Origin of the sequence: Halogranum rubrum (assembly GCF_900114455.1) — an archaeon.
Classification (GTDB): Archaea; Halobacteriota; Halobacteria; order Halobacteriales; family Haloferacaceae; genus Halogranum; species Halogranum rubrum.
Genome location: NZ_FOTC01000010.1, coordinates 82958 through 99737, shown reverse-complemented (window position 1 = coordinate 99737; position 16780 = coordinate 82958). Strand labels below are relative to the sequence as shown.

Below are 16780 nucleotides of genomic sequence, written 5' to 3'. Positions count from 1 at the left end.
AGGTAACCTTATTCGCCTAATTTCCCGTTTCGCCGATATTCAGCGGGTAGCGGCCGTCACACGTTGCATATATCGACGAGAATCTCGAGTCTCGTTTTCATATAACAAATAACGACCTCAAAATAGTCCTCCGCTATCCTATGCAATTCTGTAGCCGTCAAGTCGGAGTTCGCACCTCGATATTCGTCCAAAGGAAGGGTGGGGTACGAGGTGTGAATCCGGTGTGTTGCAAGGAGGGGATTCAGGGAAGATCGGAGTAGGGGTGGAACTTGGAAAGTTATCAGCTGCGGATAACACAGCGAGCGGCGTTGGGCGAGTGGTGAGATGGAGAGAGACAGGTGATGAGGTATCGGTCGGGAGTGGGCAGAGAGGCGAGGACTGGACAGGACTGGTTGAGGTCACTCAATTTGCGGAGATTGATTTTTCAGAGTGCGTATGAATGTGGGAAGAGGACTAGAGATACTCCACCGTGAAGCCAGGGTGTTAGCTGACGGTGTAACGGGAGTGGGGAGCATATGACGTCCTCCATGAGAGGATGAGTCCTTCGCGTTTTGTGTCAGTCTGCATATGGACGTAAATAGAGGGCGTGTGGTCAGAGAGCTGTTGTTCGCGCCGACGAAGGGTGACGGCGCTCAGCAGTCACGATCATTCGGATTGATTCCTGGCGTGCGAAGGAGCCTGGACAGCTGAGTGCGGTCAGTGAGTGATACCATGTCGACGTTCAGTAACTCCGAGTCAGCGACCGCATCGTCTTCAGAGAACCACGCGAGTCCACGAGATACTGGCGAGCAATCTCGGCAGTCTGGATGGCTAGACGAAGGGAGCAGCGACGACGGGACACCAACGCTCGAGATGGATCGGTGTCCAGAGTGCGGGGCACGCCGCTTCGTCTCGAAACTCCTGGTGTATGAGGTGACGAGCTTCGACGAGGGCGGTGAGCGAGAGTTCCGTCGGCAACATGTTCGGGCGGAGTTCGAGTACACCTGTAGCGAGTGCCAGACAACACTCCGGAGGCTGCCTGCGGATCGACGCGACTACTACGACGAGGTCAACGTCCTAGAGGCAGAACGCCGTGCAGCCCTCCGAGATCAGCTCCGACGGTTGTGTCGGCGAGTCGGGCGACGGCTCTGGGAGATGAAGTCGTGGGGTGCGCTCGTGGTCTTCGCAATCGTCGTCGCGATATTCTGGCTGTAACAGCTGGCCACATGGAACGGCAGTCAGCTCTCGTCAGAGTCGCGATGGCAGCCGCAGTTCGTCTTCGACTTCGTAGAGGTAGCCCTTCAACAGCAACTGCTCGATATGTGCCCGCGCGTCGGCACGCTCATTGCCCTGGTCGAGGAGATGGGCGACGGCGTCCTCTCTCGTCGGGGTCTTGTCATCGTCTGCAGCGTCGAAGTACTGCTCGAGGTGGTCGAGCGCGGCTTCCTCGCTGGAGGTGAGCGGCGTCCGCGAGTTCTCCATTACATAGTGTATCGGTGTCTCCCGATTTGATGATTGGGGTCTCACAGCTTCAGGGGATAGGGTTGATTCGAGACTTTCTTTCACCGTAGTTACTAGTGACTCTGCTCCTAGAGACGGAGCGTCAGTCCATGTTTGCTGTTCAGAACTGTGCGGCAGCTGTCTGAATCTCCTGCAAAATACAGAGCGCATTTCGTGCAGTAGTGTTGCCATCAATAATTAGAGCCAAATAGCTAGTTCATCCATAATAAACTCATAATTTTATAATTATATAATAATATTGCTGGGTTCAGATTACGCTCCCCCTACGTATCGAGTTCTTCGTGGACTTGTAGCTCCGACATCGCGACCCCAGAAAGCTCCTGCCGTGGGTTTGGTGGACCGCTTGTCTTTGCTGGCCGTCCCACCGCAAAGCGTTAAACGCCACATGAGGATGGTTGGGTATGACCACTGTCTATCGGTTTCGCCCAATGGAGAACTTACTCAATAGATACCACGAGCTTGAGAACCAGGAACTGGTACTCTCCTCACCGCGAGATTTTAACGACCCGATTGAGGGTTATCAGGACGTGTTTTGGGAAGGGGATGAGGTCCTGTGGGAGAATCTGCTCCGGCATTATCTCTTGAATCTCCTTTCGGCGGCCAATACTTGCCTAATATTCGATGACGACGGTTTCGATGACTATGCCATCCAACCCGAACTCACTCGTGACAGCCTCCCCACCGATGAATATCGTGAACTCTTCGATTCCGTCTGTCAATCCTTCTTCCATGAGCGAGGATTCGCAAGAGTCCCTTCGAGCTTAGCTTCCCTTCCAGAACCGCTGAGAAGGAAAAGTCTGCAACTGGTCTTGTCGGCTCTCCACTTTCCGGCGCTCGCATCTGTGTTGGATATATTGCGAGATTCAAATATTATTCCTGAAACATTGTTCGAGGTCCCGAATTCAGCAGACCCAGACACCGTTTTGGAGATTCTGGATAGTCTTTCTGCCGTCATGGATGACGAGGACGAAACGCAATGGCTAGAGTCTATGGCATCGCACGTTGGCTCCCACAAATCGCATGCGTTCCTACAGCAAGCCTTGCAGACTGGGGCCGATGAGCTTGAACTGCACATGAAGAAGAAAATTCTCTTATTCGCGTCATTTCCTGGCCGATACGTGAGGGAAGTCTGTGATTCGCTCATCCATCCGAATTGGCACACGCTATGCTTTGCAAGGGAATGCACAAATCCTTCCATGTGGGCTACATATGCAGACGAACACCGAGGCGCTGCCTTGATGTTCCGCACTGACAGCCAATCTGATGGGGCATGGTCAGAGCTCAATGTGAATGGGAGGACCGGATGGCAGGGCTCGGAGCCCATATTTGATCAGATTCAGGCATCGCTGTACGCTGTTGACTATGAATCCCCTCCTCCCCAGGTGAACTTCTTTAAGTTCTTAGGTAATCTTCCACGCCCGACGCTCGAGTCGGCATGGCATTCCACAGCGGACGGAGAGACCAGCCCAATTGTGGACGAGATCTTAGAGGATGAGGAATCCTGGCGTGATGACCTGTGGGATCACTTCCGCAGTATGACAACGACGAAACTGGAGCAGTGGGAACATGAACAAGAAATACGCATGGTACTTCCCGATTTGTTAGATTCAGAAGGTCCTCGTCGGAAGGTCACATTTGATTTATCCCAACTTGCAGGAGTTGTATTTGGGCTACGAACCTGCCTCGAGGACCGTTTTGAGGTAATGCGGATCCTCTCCGAAAGCAGTCAAGACGGCGATTCCCCACCTGTCGAGTTTTACGAGATGGTTTTCGACGGCACGAGCTTCCGGAAGGTGAAACTTGGCGTATGATGGCGTTTATCAAGTGCCTCAACCCAGTGAGACACCCACGATTTTGTTCGGAGCAGATCGCTCTCGGCGAGTATCTGCTCAACTCACGCTCTGTCTCTAGGAGACGACTCGCCGCCAACTACGGTGAAAGAAAGTTGTGCATTATCCCTTCTCCGAAGCGGTGAGTCTCCCAGTACTCCCCCAGTCAAGGAACAGGGTCTGTCGACGCCGAAAGGCGTGAGGCGCGCCTACGAGCGTGCCGGAGCGTGCATTCACATGACTGGTTCAGACGCATTCGATGATACGGCAGCCGATTACGAACGGCTCGAAACCGAACTCCTCGCACAGGACCGAGATGCGGCCCGAGTGTCGACGGCAGACGTCGACGAGACGACGGCGCGACAGGTCGTCAGTGACCTCGTCGACGACGGTGTCGTGACGGCGGTCATCGAGCAGCGAGTGCTGGTTCACGAACCAAGTGGCGAAGCCTTTGACTCGATTCTACAGCTCGCTGTCTTCCATCGCGGCTGGTCGGCTGCCCGCGACACCGGCGAGGCGGACGAGTGATGCAGCAGACGCTCTCCGGGTGTGCCTTCTGCGAGGCAGTACCCGGATCCGCGGCAGGCACGGCGCATACATGGGGGAAAGACGAGCGAGTCACCCACCAGATCTGCGTCGACTGTGCCGTCCAAGAGCATCCCGATCCCGACGATCGGGATCACCACGCCTGTGATAGCTGTGGACTCGTCGTCGACGCGCTCACTGCACTCACGCGATTCCGTGTTGAACTCGGGCATCTCGAAGGACCGTTACAGCTCTGTGCTCGCTGTAGTCCCGGTGGGCCTGCAACGTACTGGACCCACGACCTCGACGAGCATTTCGTAGAATAGACGCCGGTCACGCCCCTGTTAGAACAGATCAATAAACCGACGCCGATATGCTTATATGTTGATTGTTAAAATGAAACTGATTGTATGGGCGTACCGACCGTTTCAGATGTAGAAGACGTCGAACTCTACGACCGACTTGAGCATCGGTCATCTGATGTGCTCTGCCGGGTGTTCAACCACTTCTACTTTGAGAGTGTCGAGGAGTACTGCGATCCAGACGAATACGACCCGAAAGGCTGGCGACGTCTTCTGGCAGGTGCACTGCCCGAGGAGACGCGAAGTTGGATCCAGACTCACGCCCAGGTCGCAGACGAGAACGTAGATCGTGTCCATGCTGTCGCATATCTCAACGAGGCGTACAACGTCCCTGAGGAGAAACGAGATCCGGACACGTTGTATGAACTGGCGATTTTGATCCATGAACTCGAACTGGAGGAGCAGCTAGCGCAGCTCATCGTCTCCGCACGGATCAAACAGAACGAGATGAAGCGAACGTGGGTCCTCGACGAAAAGATCTCGCTATCGAACCTAACCAATCGGATCAGTTCTTTTCATAAGTCGTGGAACCAGCGGGAGAATCGAGCGAAGGCAGTGCTCGTACAGCAGGAACTCACCGACGAGTCTGTAGCGTCCCTCCAGATCTTCGCAGAGAAAGGAGCCGGTGTAACTGAAGAACTGACGTTTAAGTTCCGAGAGGGAGAGAATAACGGTGACACCGAGATTCCAGAGCGTCCGGAACTGTCGACGGTCCGTTATCGAGAGCTCAAACAGATGCGGGTGCTCTTAAAAGTCGAGTCGGACAAGACACTCATTGTTTTCACGGACGAGCATAGGCGCGGGTGGACTGGCGTCCTCAATGGATTTTTCGAGCACGCCTTCGATATCGAGTCGGTCACGAGCACGATAGAAAAGCAGACCGTTACTGAGGCAGCCGAACTCCGTGAAGAGGCGCATGAATCGGTCGATATCAGCGACAACCCAATTGAACACATGACAGGGTTGATCGACGACCGTTCGGAAGCTGCTCTCGATGCAGTCGACGCGTCACCACACGGGGCCGAACGGAAACAGCGACTCAAATCTAAGATTCAAAATATCGAACTATCCGGCTCAGAGATCGAGGACGACCCCAATCTCGGCACCGAGGAGTTCCGACTAATCGGCAGAACAAATCTCGATGAAGTGTTCAAGCAGGTAGACATCGAAGACGGCTTTCTTCAGTTTCTCGAGCGAGCAAGCAACGAAAGTCTAGCCCTCGTCCTCAACGTCGACGGGCGACACGTTGCTGCCCGTAAAACAGGACCACAGTCGGTCGATGGATCTCGGCTCGGCTCGGAGACACAACTCGCGCTTTCGTATTTCTTCGATCAAGAGGGGGTATTGTGAACGAAAACACAGTCGAAGCACTTGAGTCAGTCATCGATAGACGAGGGAGCGACGGTCGGTACACAGATGAAAACCTCCCAGAACCCCTCGCAGGAACGGAATTCGTCACTGCGAGCGAAGAACTCCCGAACAGGTGCCAGCACGACGGGTGTCGGATAAGCTGCCAAGTAGTCGAACGGAATGGCGGAGACGTACAGTTGGAATGTCGGCGAGAAGAATATCCACACACATTCACCATCAATAGCGCTGAGTACACCTTCTATGATATCGAATTCGAATCTCTCCTCCGGACTGTCGCCGACCACATCGGAGAGGATATCAGCTCAGTAGCGTTTGATCTGCCACGCCGAGTCACCGCAATAACCGATTCTGGATTGCGCCTCACGATGCCAGTCGCTCCGGCTCGCTTTGAGCGGGAGGTAATGGAGATATACGCGGAGGCGCTCCGAGACGACCAACCAACACTGTTGCTTACAACAGAAGGGAAGCTAGAGGACCTCCTTGAACTCGCTTCACTGTTTTCGACTGGGAGTCTCGTCTACGCAACACCACTCTCGGCCTTAGCAGAGACATCCGGGCATCTTTCGACGATGACCGAGACCGCCCAAGCGATTCAGGCAATGGAACAGAAGTTCGTCGACGAGCGATACGAGGAGGCTGGCGATCTCGTTCACCGGGTGAATATGAACCCGCGATACATTCTCACGGAACTCAATCATATGCGATTGCTCCGGAAGACAGGACATCTTTCTGGCGGTGATCGCTTAGAGACGGTCACCGAACTCGTCTTCTCACACTTGTTCTCGACCTATCCAGGAGAAGGCGGGGAAGACGACAGTGGTCAGAGCGTCCCCGATAACCTATTTCATATTCCAGCCCTCGATTCGAGCAAGTATTCAGAATCGATTCTTGGCGTCGTCGACGCCAAGTCCGCAGATCGTGCGAAATTCGGTCGGGAGGAAGCTCGTGGGAAACACGACGAGTATCTCGAACGGGCGGAGCGAGAATCAATCAACACCGACCAGGTCGCACATGCGTTCGTCATATTGGAATTCAAGGGTCAACAGGAAATCGAGTTTTTCGATAAGATGGACGAGTTCTACGATGAAGAGACTCATCTCGTGATCTTTACTGCCGATGCGCTGGCAATGCTCATGGCAGCATATCTGGCAGCGACTGTCGCGAACGAACTCGAGCTCATTCGAGGTGACTTTCGTTCAGCAATTTACCCGCTGTTCGAGCCAACAGCGTTCAGAGACGCTGGTCTTGCTCGTGTTGAGCGGGAAGTCGGCCAGTTGCAAGAGGATTACCGAGACAGGTACCTCCAGCGTCCAAGGCTGTTGATTGTCCACCGTCGTGTAGTTGAGAAACAGCTACAACGCTGTTTGGCATCCGAGAAAGAAATTGAGCCGATTTTCGAGCGATATTTCGCGGATATGCCGCTAATCTGAATCGAGGAACTAGAATCTCCTTCGAGTACGACGAATACCAGGAGCTAGAGGAACGAGCAATGGTTGGCTTCTGACCCGAATCCGTCGTTTCAAGCGCAACGAAAGCCCTCGACCGCTCGGCATCCCGCGACCCACGCTGCGCTCCTCGTGCCTGTGGTGCTTGCGGGGTCGGGGGACGACCGAGACGGCCTCGCCCTTTCTGAGTCCACCAGGATATCAGCTGTGTCACTGAGCGCCAGGCCCGGTTGAACCGTGTTTCTCTACGGCCCGCCCCGCTCGCCGCTGCCGCCCTCCGCGTCGCTCGCGACCGACCATTCCGGGCATGCGGGCGCTCTCCGCACCGCCCGCGCCCGTTCCGGGCTAAAATGCATGTGCCCTCGACGCCAGCGGGTATCCCCGTCGGTTGCGCCCCTCGCGGGCTTTCGCGTTCCAGGGCTTGGTGCCGCCTGCGCTGGCGCGCGCCACACCGCGGCGCGCGTTCTCGGCGACAGTCGCCCTGGACACGGACCCGCAGTCCGGGCCGGACACGAGCGGGCATATCCCGCTGGCCGCTCGCTCCGGGCGGGTCGGCGCGCGGTGCTGGATGATTCGCCTCACTAGGGCGCGCTCTCGCTCGCGCCCATAGGGCGCTCGCGAAGGCGCGAGCGAGAGCGCGCAGATGGTTCTGTCGGTCGGTGTCGTCGGAAAACCGCGATGTCATAGCATCGCGGTGTCGGCGCGTGAGCGCCTTCGTCGGAAATCACCCTGTAAGTGATTCCAATGTCAAGTAACAACGTCACCACGGATGTAGTTTCGGTCGATGAACAGGCGTTCGAACAGGCGGATAAGCAGACGGTCGATGAAGACGGCTTTGAGGTCGTCGACGAGACGCCGGAGTTCGAGGCGACGGTCGAGCAGGAGACGCAGGCAAAGGTGGATGCGAACCACCCGGACGGGATCGCGGATACGAGCGAGGACCGGATTCACGGTGCCACCCTCGAGCAGGAAGAGCGCATTCAGGCGCGGGAAGCCGAACTGGAGCGCATCAGTGCTCAGGCCGAATTGGGGACGCAGGACGGACGTGAGGAGCGCACGCGAGAGGTCGTCAGCGAGCAGTGTGGTCGTGACGAGCCGGAAGCCGAAGCCCGAACGGATCCCCGAGAGAATCTCGCACAGAGCGAGCTCGCGGAAGTCAACAAACAGGCGATGCGGATCAGTGAGCGTATCGATGGTGGCTGGTCGAGAGCGGTCGTCGCGGAGCAGCTGGCCGAGAAGGTGCAGCGCGGGCAGGACGTGACGAAGGCGGTGTTGGAGACATTGAAGGAGCAGAAGGCGGTCCCCGGAGCAATCGTGCCCATCGCGGATGTGCCGGACGTCCCGGTCGGGGAGGTGACGGTCGAAGGCGAAATCACGCAGCTCTGGACTCCCTCGTCGTCGAACATCCAACAAGTCGGACTGATCGAAGACGAAAGCGGGCGAACGAAGTTCACGGTCTGGGAGAAGAGTGGAAAAACGGTGGTTCGAGAGGGGCAGACAGTCAGGTTCAGGGCGGTCAAGAAGAACTGGTACCAGGGCCGATGCAGTCTCGCAATTACGGGCTGGTCGCGAATCGAGTTCCCAGAGCGCGGTCGGTGGTGGGAAGAATAGGCCGGATGAGAGCCGTTCTTTTTTATTGTGTGCCGGACCGACCCAGACCCCGCCGCCCCACCCTCCGCTCCGTGCTCGCTTCGCTGCGCGCGCAGCCACAACCTCGCTCACCGATTACCACGTCACTCGACGTCCCAATACGAATACCAATAGAGCCATCAGTAAAGCTCCAAGCAAGGCTTCTGTACTGGCAATAAGCTGTGTCAGGCCTGTCGCTGGCTGATAATCACCATATCCTAGCGTAGTGAAGGTCACCACACTGAAATACAACAGCTGCATCGGATCAGAGGTTACCACCTCCCCACCCTGCCGAATACCACCGAAACGCGAGAACAACACCGCAGCTGCCGCAATCACCGCGAACGACCACCCGACTACGAACCATGGACTCTCCCCATATCGTGTGACCCACCGCGACAGCTCCGCCTTCACATATGACCGAAACTTCCGCTTCCGGCGATACAGCACGCGGCGAGCATTCTTTTCATCGATGTAGTACTCCCGGGCCTGCTCCGGCTCAGAGCTGTCTCGATACAATTGCGACAACATTCGGTACTGCCACGCCGCCCGTTCATACGGATCCTCATTCGGGTCCCGGTGGTCGTGCATCATGAGCTCGCCGTCGTCGATCCCGGGACGCTGACCGACCATGGACTGGACTAAGCCGCCGCCCTCGTACCACGTTTGGCGACCGAAATCCGTGTCATTGTCAATTCGGGCGTTCTGAAACGAGGTGTGGTAAAGTGCCGCGCCCACGAAGTCGGCATCTCGAAGATCCGTGTTATCGAAGGTACACTCCTCAACGTTAGCCCGTTCGAAGTTCGCTCCTCGAAGATGTGCGCCATCGAACCGAGTGTCAGGTAGTCTTGCTTCTCGAAAGCTGATTCCTCGACATGTTGCCCCCTGAAAATATGTTTGGAAGATATTTGCGTTGGAGAACCTGACCTGTTTCAGGCCGGCGTTTGAGAAGTCGACATCCCAGAGATAGCAGTTGGAAAAAGAAACATCAGTTAGAATCGCACGCCGGAAATCTGCATTGACGATCGCCTGGTCCGCGATAGTGACGTCGTCGACGCGAGTGTTTCGAAGATAGAGGTCGTCAAGGCGGCCATCTTGGTTCAGCGCTTCGCGGACTTCATCCGCTGGTTTGGACTCTACCTCGGCATGAAGGATGCAGCGGCCAGTGTCGTTCCATTCCGGACGCTGACAGACATAGTCCTCGTCGCTCTGGAGCAGATGGCGCGGAAACATCTTATGCAGCATGTTCCCCATCGTGTGATCGGGTTGGTGACCACAGATGCCCTCTTTAAGAGTCATAGAGACGGTATGTTCGGAATGTAATAAAATAGATGTGGCTCAGTGAATATCATACAGATTCGTAGATACCTCAGGGATAGACATTTTTGAGTGGGCTATAAATTGGGATTTGAATGGATAGGTCTCGTCGACAGTTTCTGACTAAATCTGGTGCAGTCATCGGAGGTACATATCTCCTCGGGACGGGTGGGGTTCAAGGAGCAGACTCTGAAAGCGGTCTACCCACACCCCAACCTCCGGATGGCGAGACCCTTGATATAGTATACTCAGAAGGCTCTGTTGAAACCCTATTGTTTTGATAGCTCCCCGGATGAATCTGCCGTTAGATAGGACTGCGGATGGTCGATTCAATTCTACAATCGTATCATCACGTTGCTAGGCCCAGTGAAGGAGATAAAGGAGATAGATGCTAGCGCCCGTAACGAGTATACCAACCGCAATAAAGGCCACAGCAGCCAAGCCAGTTGTGTAGAATGCCATTTGAACCGCTTGAAGGCCAACGAGAACCGTGAATGCTGCTAGTATCGTCCAAAAGACAGTTGAGAGAACTGACCGCCCCGCTCTTGACATCTCTTCTCGCACAGCGCGCCGAATTTCGGCTTCGGGGAGGTTGTCGGAGTCGCCCATGTCGAATACTATGCTCCCCATCCATTATATAATTGGCTTGTACAGCGCGATAAGTGTACTACCGGTATCTAACGCTCAGAGTGTCTTGTCGATGTTATGTGTGAGACAGCCAATAGCGAGTTCACGGAACTGTTTCCACCAGTAGCGTGAGCGGACGAATGCACCGTATTTGCGCTTGAGGCGGGAGTTTACTGTCTCGTTCTGACTCCGTTGACCATAGAGGTTAGCGTCCAACCGAGCGTTCCACGCCTTGTGTAGCGACGAAAACTCGCGGTGCTTGATGAGCGGGCGAACACCCTCCTCGTGAGCTAAGACACGAATCTTCTGATCGTCGTATCCCTTGTCACCGAGGAGAATCTCTACGTCACCGTAGTTCCGCTTGATGAGCGACGGTGCGATCTGTGAGTCGTGTTTTCGTGTCGTCGTCACGTGTAAGTCAATGATTGCGTTCGACCTTGTGTCTACGAGGAGCGTGACTTTCAACTGCTGAATCGTCATCTCCGTTCGCTTTGTATAGTGTTTCGAGGCGTGACTCCGGTCGAAACCGGAGGCATCAATCCCAACGACACCATTGGTCGGGAGAAGCGTGACTGAGAGGTTGAGAAGAACCCGCCAAACAGCCATGTCGAGTCGCTTGAACGCCTTACACAACGTCGAAGGTGAGGGGAGTTCCGTCAGATCAATGGCACTCCGAATCCGGGGCATCTCGATAAGTTCGTCAAGAAGCGTTCGATACGTCGTATTCTTCCGAACCTTGAGACAGAGGAGGACGATGTGTTGATGAAGTGTGTACCGTCGTTTCGAGAACTTTGAGGAGTAGCGAGCAACAGCTCGTCGAGCCAAGTGATACGCCTGCTCAACGAACCGGAGCAACCGTGACTTCGGGAGGGCTTCCATCCGGTCAGACTACCGGCCCAACCTGTAACTCTCTGAGGGTTTCAACAGAGCCACTCAGAAGCATATGGCGAACTTGTGCTGTCGCCTGAGCGTCGTTACTGGGCGTTTGAGATTGATGGCGGATGGGAGGAACCTATGCTGATTGAGTACGAAGTAAACCCGAACGAGGGCTTCGATACGCCGGACGTCTTGATATTTGATGAGGACGGTTTCGGGGAGTACAAGACGAAAGTCGGTCGGTTCCCGATTGTAGATGGACCGCTTCTAACGGATAATACGTACTCGCTGGGACCGTTAGGGCAGATCTCTCTGCCGACAAAAACCCACCGCGAGAATATACATCTAGCTAATATCCCAAAGTGGGGAGATAGCCAGCTGGATTGGGGAGAAGGCTCTCCTCAAGTAGATATGTATGCTCTGGAGTGTCTAACCCGGGAATCGTCCAGTGCGTTGATGGAGTCACATGTGGTGGAACCAGGTGACTACTTTGCTGTATTCGATTGGACAGATGATGTACTAGAATCTACCTCAAAGGACAGGGTGTCGGTAGATGTCTCTGTTCGAGCAGTCAATCCTGCCTTAGAAAAGGTGGAGAACCAGGTACCGACGAAGATGGAGGAACTGTATACTGGACTCCCAGAGGAAGAATCACCATTAGTGGAGGCAGGACGGGACTTGGCATCTGCCATCTGTGTCGAAGTCCCCGAGAAGTTCCATGGAAGTAATTTGGAAGAGTCCGTACCTGAAGCAGCTCAAGTTCTCTCCGGTCTCAAAATCGTCCTAGGCCTCGTCGAGGATCAGTTAGGGTACGATGCTTCGTTGGCGTACCAATTGACAACCCGAACAACGAGCTGGACACGGTGGAGTATGTCACTCCTTCCTGTAGTCAGCAGTCTCAGTCAATTAGTTGATGATGCATGTGCGGTAACCGAGGCAGATCCAGAAGAAGCAGTAAGTGAGATCGAGAATATGTTGTTGAGTCTCGGAATCTTAATCGCTGACCTTCTTGCAACAGCGTTTGGCGTTACAGGTCGTGTAGCGTCTTTCCTTGTGGGTATGGCGCGAAAATACTTGCTCGGGTTCGTTGCTCGGACGCTAGGTTTGAAGGCTTACGTAGTGTTGCTCAAGGAGCTTCTCACACTGACTCGATCGGGCATCTCAGAGGTTTTAGCTGTGATTAAGCGGATTACCCGTGAAATCGGCGAAGGATACGACTTCCTGGACGAAAGCGAAGTAGAACGAGTCGAAGCGCTGGATGAAGAGGAACTCGAGTCTTCCAGCTTCGATTTCGATTTCTTCAGCCTTAGTCCAGAGTGTAGCCCATAGATTGACTCCTATGACTTGTACACCCCGTCAACCAGTCACCACAAAATGAACGTGAAATGAGCGCTGAAAAACCGAACCACCTATTGATTTTAGGAGTGCGCCATCCCGATCGTCGTGTTCCGTCATTAGTTGATGAGAAAGTCGATGGAGAGTTCGACCGAATTTTCCATGAATCACCAGAGGGAGACTCGTCGAAGATAAAATATTCTGCGTGGACCGTAGTGAAGAACCCGTTAGCAGTGATTTTCGGCATACTTCGGTTGGCTGCATTTGCCGTCGGCAATCTAGCTTTCGCAGCGAAGATGGTCGCTTCAGGAAAAGCCAATCAGCTCACGTTGAAGAGTGGCGGACGGACACAATGTCTTCAGGCTGCCAAACAGCTCTCCGATAAACACGAAGTGGAATGGGAAGCAGTAGACGTCTCTCTAATAGAACGTGCCAAGTTGGTCCCTCGACACTTGACGTTGATGAGCTGGCTTGCAGTCATTTTTCTCCTGATCACGGTGACACTGGCATTTAGCGGTTCGATTCCTTGGATGATTGCAGCCTTAGGATCGGTTGCCTTCGCGACGACGATAGGGACGAGACTCGGCGATGTTCGTCGACCAATCCGGGACGAACGAATGTTTGAGAATATTGTCTCAGCCTGCGAGAAGCACGATTGTTCACAGGTTGTTCTGATTACCGGTGAGAACCATGTTCAGGGCGTCGCCTCGAATGCGGCGCGTTGGAATGTAGACTACGACACGTTCTGGCTCTCCACTACGGCCGATATCGAGGACTAATTGGAATTGGAGACGCGATACTCCGGAGGGTCTATTTACCCCTCGATGGGTGAGGGGATCGCTCTACTGGCGGTTTCCCTGACCACGGTGAGAACGATGGCAACTAGAGACATCTACGAAACTGGCTTCGACGAGGACGTCCGAGCAGAGTCGAGCGCGAACCAATGTCCCGAGTGCGACGGATGGGTCACGACGAACACAGTCGAAACAGTCTGCGAAGACTGTGGCCTGGTAATCGACGAACAGCGTATCGATCATGGGCCGGAGTGGCGGGCGTACGACGACGAGGAGTGTGAACGAACGGGCGCCCCACTCACTGCCGCCCGCCACGATCGCGGCCTGTCGACGAAAATCGGTCGCGGCACCGACGCGAACGGGAACGAGATCTCTGGGCAGAAGCGACGGCGACTCGCGCGGATGCGTCGCGAACAGACTCGGGGTCGCTGGCGGTCAAAAGCGGAGCGGAATCTCGCCCACGGCCTGGGCGAAGTGCGCCGGTTGGCGAGTGCGCTCGAGCTCTCCGATTCGGTCCGTGACCAGGCGTGTCAGCTCTTCCGGAGTGCCCAGAATGAGGATCTGCTTCGTGGCAGATCCATCGAGGCCATCGCCGCGGCCAGCGTGTACGGGGCCTGCCGGTGCAACGGCCTCTCGCGGTTGCTGGGCGAAGTCAGCGAAATGGCCCGCGTCACGGAGTCACGAGTTACGAACGCGTACAAAACGCTGAACGAGGAACTCGGCCTCCCTACCAAGCCCGTCTCTCCCAGTATGTACGTTCCGCGGCTCGCCTCGGACCTTGAATGTCCTGATACAATCCGGCTGCGGGCACGAGCCCTTGCCGAGCAGGCTGAAGAGCGCGGCGTGACGACCGGGGTCCATCCAGCCGGGTTCGCAGCGGCCTGCCTCTACAAGGCCGGTCGCGAGGAGAGCCAATGGCTGACGCAATCTGAAGCCGCGGACGTGGCAAACGCCTCGAAGGCGACGGTCCGGACACACCGAGATACGTTGGATGAACAGGTGGTCTGAGGAGTGAACGATTTCTATCGAACCGAACTGACCAAGCAGACGCCTGAGACTACTATTTAAATCCAAAGACGAGGCATGTTCGCAGTAGATCTCTCTATGACCGGCCGCTACTCCGACTTCGAGGAACTGCGTCCGACCGGCGAAGCCGTCCAAATTCCGGACGAGAAGATCAGCACGAGTTGTGGCGGCGATCCAAGACGGCAACGCGTTGCAGCGAGCACAGGAGGGTATCCCGAACAACCGCCAGGCGCTGACCATGAGTGTCGTTCCTGTGGCGCGTCAATCCCAGCATCGCAGACGAAATGCCGATTCTGTCTCGCTAACCATCTCGGTGATGAGTCCGCCGACCCGGACGATACGACATCGGCAACACTCCTCGGAATCGTCCATATGTTCGTCAAGTCATCGACGTACTACGGTGCCCTCGCGAAGGGCAGTGCCGCCGCGATGCTCCTCGCTTCGAACGAAGCGGAACAGGCCGTCGACGACTGTACGCTCATCTACGATCTCGACGAAGACCCTGCGCCCCAGCTGGCTGACCAGTGGCCGACACTCCCTACTGCAGTCCAGATTGCGTCAGGCGACGGTGAGCGACTCTTGGCCGCAGCGCAAGACCGGATCGAGTGGAGTGACCAGCCAACATCGGACGGCGCTCAGGAGGGCGAGACAGTCCTCTACGACGAACGCGGTGGTGGTATTCGCGACGAGGAGCAGCTCACGAGACTACTCGACGACACCGATGATGAGGTGTGGCTGGTGCCGGCGATCGCTCTCCAACATACAACTGATGAGACCGGGAGCGACAACCAGGAAGATGGGACGTCGACCGGAGACTCCCTTGAGTGCCAGCAGTGCGGACGAGAAACTGGTCATCGATTCAGTGACTTCGAGTCACTCCCCGACGAGACGTGGTCAGGCCAACCCATCTGGGAGTGCGACGTGTGCGGCACCAATCGATATGGACCGACTCCGACATAGCTGGTGAAAGCAGCTCCGGCTTAACCAACAATGGTAATTACGGTGGTTGGCTTTGGTTAATCTGGTTGGGTTTGTCTCATTGAGTCCCACCTGGCCGCCTCTGCCATGGTCTGTTAGCCCCGAGAAGGGTGCAGGGCGCACAAACGTCCTGAGTACAACCGATGGCTACACTCCAAGCAGCGACGACATCGACCGGTGCGCTCGTAACGGATGCACAGGCGGTCCGCCAGCTCTGTGAGAACTATTGCTTCGGAACCCTCAATTGGGAGGTGGACCAGGATGGAGAGCTCACGATCTGGGGCTTCGACGACTTCGAGGTCTACGAAGCCCAAGAAGACGGACTTCCCGATTACGAAGGCGGGGTCATGACGCAAGAATTTCTACGTACACTCGCTGACTACCTCCAACCCGACGAGGAACTCGATATCCAGACAGCAGGGTTCACGAAGTGCCGATTCCCAGTCCTCGCAACGCGCTACGTAATCCGGGAAGGGGAAGTCATGTACGCGGATCTCAGCGCCCCCGAACCAATCGACGAGTAGCATCGGACAGCTCTGAACGAAGCAATCAGACGTTCGCACGTCGATTTGATGGCTGGTCGCATCTAAATCGGACGTATGGTAGTCTGTGAGAGCTGTAATACCGCGGTCGAACCTACAGCGAACTACTGCCCCGAATGCGGGTCAGAACTCAATCCGACCCGCAAGGACTGGTCGGATGGGTTCCTCTCATTAGTCGATCGCGGCCACATCCAGGAGGCCATTGACGGGAACGAGTCGCTCCCGCCAAGATACCACGATCGGTTACACGAAACTGTACGGCACGCACTCGCCGATTTCTGTCTCCTGGATCGATGGGAAGCATTCGACAACAGCGAAGCGCTGTTCGGCGATCTCCCCGATAACGAGATCTCACCGGACGATTGGGAGGAGATCGAGAAGCTTGCCCGACTTACCTGCCCATCTCGATTTATGCTCAACGCAGCAGGAATCGACCGATACACCAAAATCCTCGAATTTAGTGTCCTGCTCCATCTCCAGGACTCCGACACCTCTTTCGAGGATGTATCGGTCTCCATCGAGATCGAAGACCACTGAGTAGTGACCGCTGGAGTGGCAGGCCTAGTCGGCCCGTTGAACGACAAAGGCTGTTTATCAGGGGCTGGGAGTACTGAGCCCCTCTGG

General features: G+C 55.5%; 17 protein-coding genes. 13 read left to right on the top strand and 4 right to left on the bottom strand.

Features of this window, described 5'->3' with window-relative positions; genetic code table 11:
* Positions 1-699 precede the first annotated feature (699 nt).
* The gene (locus BM083_RS21855) at positions 700-1194 is read left to right on the top strand and encodes a hypothetical protein (protein ID WP_245756973.1); all 495 of its coding nucleotides are present in this window, start codon (positions 700-702) and stop codon (positions 1192-1194) included.
* Positions 1195-1227: 33 nt separating this feature from the next.
* On the opposite strand, the gene BM083_RS21850 is transcribed toward BM083_RS21855, so the two are convergent.
* Positions 1228-1461: a hypothetical protein gene (locus tag BM083_RS21850; protein ID WP_089872628.1), complete on the bottom strand. Its 234-nt coding sequence runs from the start codon at positions 1459-1461 to the stop codon at positions 1228-1230.
* 440 nt (positions 1462-1901) lie between these two features.
* Between BM083_RS21850 and BM083_RS21845 the strand changes: the two genes are divergently transcribed.
* From BM083_RS21845 to BM083_RS21805, 6 genes are all read left to right on the top strand, one after another.
* The gene (locus tag BM083_RS21845) at positions 1902-3311 is read left to right on the top strand and encodes a hypothetical protein (protein WP_143085799.1); all 1410 of its coding nucleotides are present in this window, start codon (positions 1902-1904) and stop codon (positions 3309-3311) included.
* Between the two features lie 255 nt (positions 3312-3566).
* Positions 3567-3857, top strand: coding sequence for a DUF8069 family protein (locus BM083_RS21840; RefSeq protein WP_089872624.1), 291 nt, complete (start codon positions 3567-3569; stop codon positions 3855-3857).
* Positions 3857-4180 carry a DUF7558 family protein gene (locus BM083_RS21835; protein WP_089872621.1) on the top strand — a complete coding sequence of 108 codons (324 nt, stop codon included), beginning with the start codon at positions 3857-3859 and terminating at the stop codon, positions 4178-4180. Before BM083_RS21840 ends, BM083_RS21835 begins: the two co-directional genes overlap by 1 nt.
* An 84-nt stretch (positions 4181-4264) precedes the next feature.
* Positions 4265-5566 (top strand): hypothetical protein, encoded by a 1302-nt coding sequence (locus tag BM083_RS21830; protein WP_089872619.1) that lies wholly within the window; start codon positions 4265-4267, stop codon positions 5564-5566.
* A complete protein-coding gene (locus tag BM083_RS21820; protein WP_143085798.1) occupies positions 5563-7017 on the top strand; it encodes a hypothetical protein in 1455 nt (484 codons plus the stop codon). The genes BM083_RS21830 and BM083_RS21820 overlap by 4 nt, the downstream gene beginning before the upstream one ends.
* A gap of 759 nt (positions 7018-7776) precedes the next feature.
* On the top strand, positions 7777-8643 hold the full coding sequence (locus tag BM083_RS21805; protein ID WP_089872613.1) for a DNA-binding protein: 867 nt from the start codon (positions 7777-7779) through the stop codon (positions 8641-8643).
* A gap of 114 nt (positions 8644-8757) precedes the next feature.
* Here the strand turns inward: BM083_RS21805 and BM083_RS21800 are convergent, their stop codons facing one another.
* The 3 genes from BM083_RS21800 to BM083_RS21790 form a co-directional block, all read right to left on the bottom strand.
* Complete coding sequence (locus BM083_RS21800; protein ID WP_089872611.1) at positions 8758-9960, bottom strand: pentapeptide repeat-containing protein; 1203 nt, start codon at positions 9958-9960, stop codon at positions 8758-8760.
* Between the two features lie 375 nt (positions 9961-10335).
* Positions 10336-10587: a hypothetical protein gene (locus BM083_RS21795; protein WP_089872649.1), complete on the bottom strand. Its 252-nt coding sequence runs from the start codon at positions 10585-10587 to the stop codon at positions 10336-10338.
* 75 nt (positions 10588-10662) lie between these two features.
* Complete coding sequence (locus tag BM083_RS21790; RefSeq protein ID WP_089872610.1) at positions 10663-11484, bottom strand: IS5 family transposase; 822 nt, start codon at positions 11482-11484, stop codon at positions 10663-10665.
* A gap of 135 nt (positions 11485-11619) precedes the next feature.
* Here BM083_RS21790 and BM083_RS21785 point away from each other — a divergent pair, with 135 nt between their 5' ends.
* The 6 genes from BM083_RS21785 (at position 11620) to BM083_RS21760 (ending at position 16693) form a co-directional block, all read left to right on the top strand.
* Positions 11620-12810 (top strand): hypothetical protein, encoded by a 1191-nt coding sequence (locus BM083_RS21785; RefSeq protein WP_089872608.1) that lies wholly within the window; start codon positions 11620-11622, stop codon positions 12808-12810.
* 56 nt (positions 12811-12866) lie between these two features.
* Positions 12867-13595, top strand: a complete 729-nt coding sequence (locus BM083_RS21780; protein ID WP_143085796.1) for a hypothetical protein — start codon at positions 12867-12869, stop codon at positions 13593-13595.
* A gap of 96 nt (positions 13596-13691) precedes the next feature.
* Positions 13692-14618, top strand: coding sequence for a transcription initiation factor IIB (locus BM083_RS21775; RefSeq protein ID WP_089872647.1), 927 nt, complete (start codon positions 13692-13694; stop codon positions 14616-14618).
* A gap of 96 nt (positions 14619-14714) precedes the next feature.
* On the top strand, positions 14715-15596 hold the full coding sequence (locus BM083_RS21770) for a biosurfactant protein 1 (protein ID WP_089872645.1): 882 nt from the start codon (positions 14715-14717) through the stop codon (positions 15594-15596).
* A gap of 161 nt (positions 15597-15757) precedes the next feature.
* A complete protein-coding gene (locus BM083_RS21765) occupies positions 15758-16138 on the top strand; it encodes a hypothetical protein (protein WP_089872604.1) in 381 nt (126 codons plus the stop codon).
* Between the two features lie 75 nt (positions 16139-16213).
* On the top strand, positions 16214-16693 hold the full coding sequence (locus BM083_RS21760; RefSeq protein ID WP_089872601.1) for a zinc ribbon domain-containing protein: 480 nt from the start codon (positions 16214-16216) through the stop codon (positions 16691-16693).
* The last annotated feature ends 87 nt before the right edge of the window (positions 16694-16780 follow it).

Coding starts and splice junctions, on each gene's coding strand:
- BM083_RS21850 (WP_089872628.1), bottom strand. CDS start 1,461: ATGGAGAACTCGCGGACGCCGCTCACCTCCAGCGAGGAAGCCGCGCTC.
- BM083_RS21845 (WP_143085799.1), top strand. CDS start 1,902: ATGACCACTGTCTATCGGTTTCGCCCAATGGAGAACTTACTCAATAGA.
- BM083_RS21840 (WP_089872624.1), top strand. CDS start 3,567: ATGACTGGTTCAGACGCATTCGATGATACGGCAGCCGATTACGAACGG.
- BM083_RS21835 (WP_089872621.1), top strand. CDS start 3,857: ATGCAGCAGACGCTCTCCGGGTGTGCCTTCTGCGAGGCAGTACCCGGA.
- BM083_RS21830 (WP_089872619.1), top strand. CDS start 4,265: ATGGGCGTACCGACCGTTTCAGATGTAGAAGACGTCGAACTCTACGAC.
- BM083_RS21805 (WP_089872613.1), top strand. CDS start 7,777: ATGTCAAGTAACAACGTCACCACGGATGTAGTTTCGGTCGATGAACAG.
- BM083_RS21800 (WP_089872611.1), bottom strand. CDS start 9,960: ATGACTCTTAAAGAGGGCATCTGTGGTCACCAACCCGATCACACGATG.
- BM083_RS21795 (WP_089872649.1), bottom strand. CDS start 10,587: ATGGGCGACTCCGACAACCTCCCCGAAGCCGAAATTCGGCGCGCTGTG.
- BM083_RS21790 (WP_089872610.1), bottom strand. CDS start 11,484: ATGGAAGCCCTCCCGAAGTCACGGTTGCTCCGGTTCGTTGAGCAGGCG.
- BM083_RS21785 (WP_089872608.1), top strand. CDS start 11,620: ATGCTGATTGAGTACGAAGTAAACCCGAACGAGGGCTTCGATACGCCG.
- BM083_RS21780 (WP_143085796.1), top strand. CDS start 12,867: ATGAGCGCTGAAAAACCGAACCACCTATTGATTTTAGGAGTGCGCCAT.
- BM083_RS21775 (WP_089872647.1), top strand. CDS start 13,692: ATGGCAACTAGAGACATCTACGAAACTGGCTTCGACGAGGACGTCCGA.
- BM083_RS21770 (WP_089872645.1), top strand. CDS start 14,715: ATGACCGGCCGCTACTCCGACTTCGAGGAACTGCGTCCGACCGGCGAA.
- BM083_RS21765 (WP_089872604.1), top strand. CDS start 15,758: ATGGCTACACTCCAAGCAGCGACGACATCGACCGGTGCGCTCGTAACG.
- BM083_RS21760 (WP_089872601.1), top strand. CDS start 16,214: ATGGTAGTCTGTGAGAGCTGTAATACCGCGGTCGAACCTACAGCGAAC.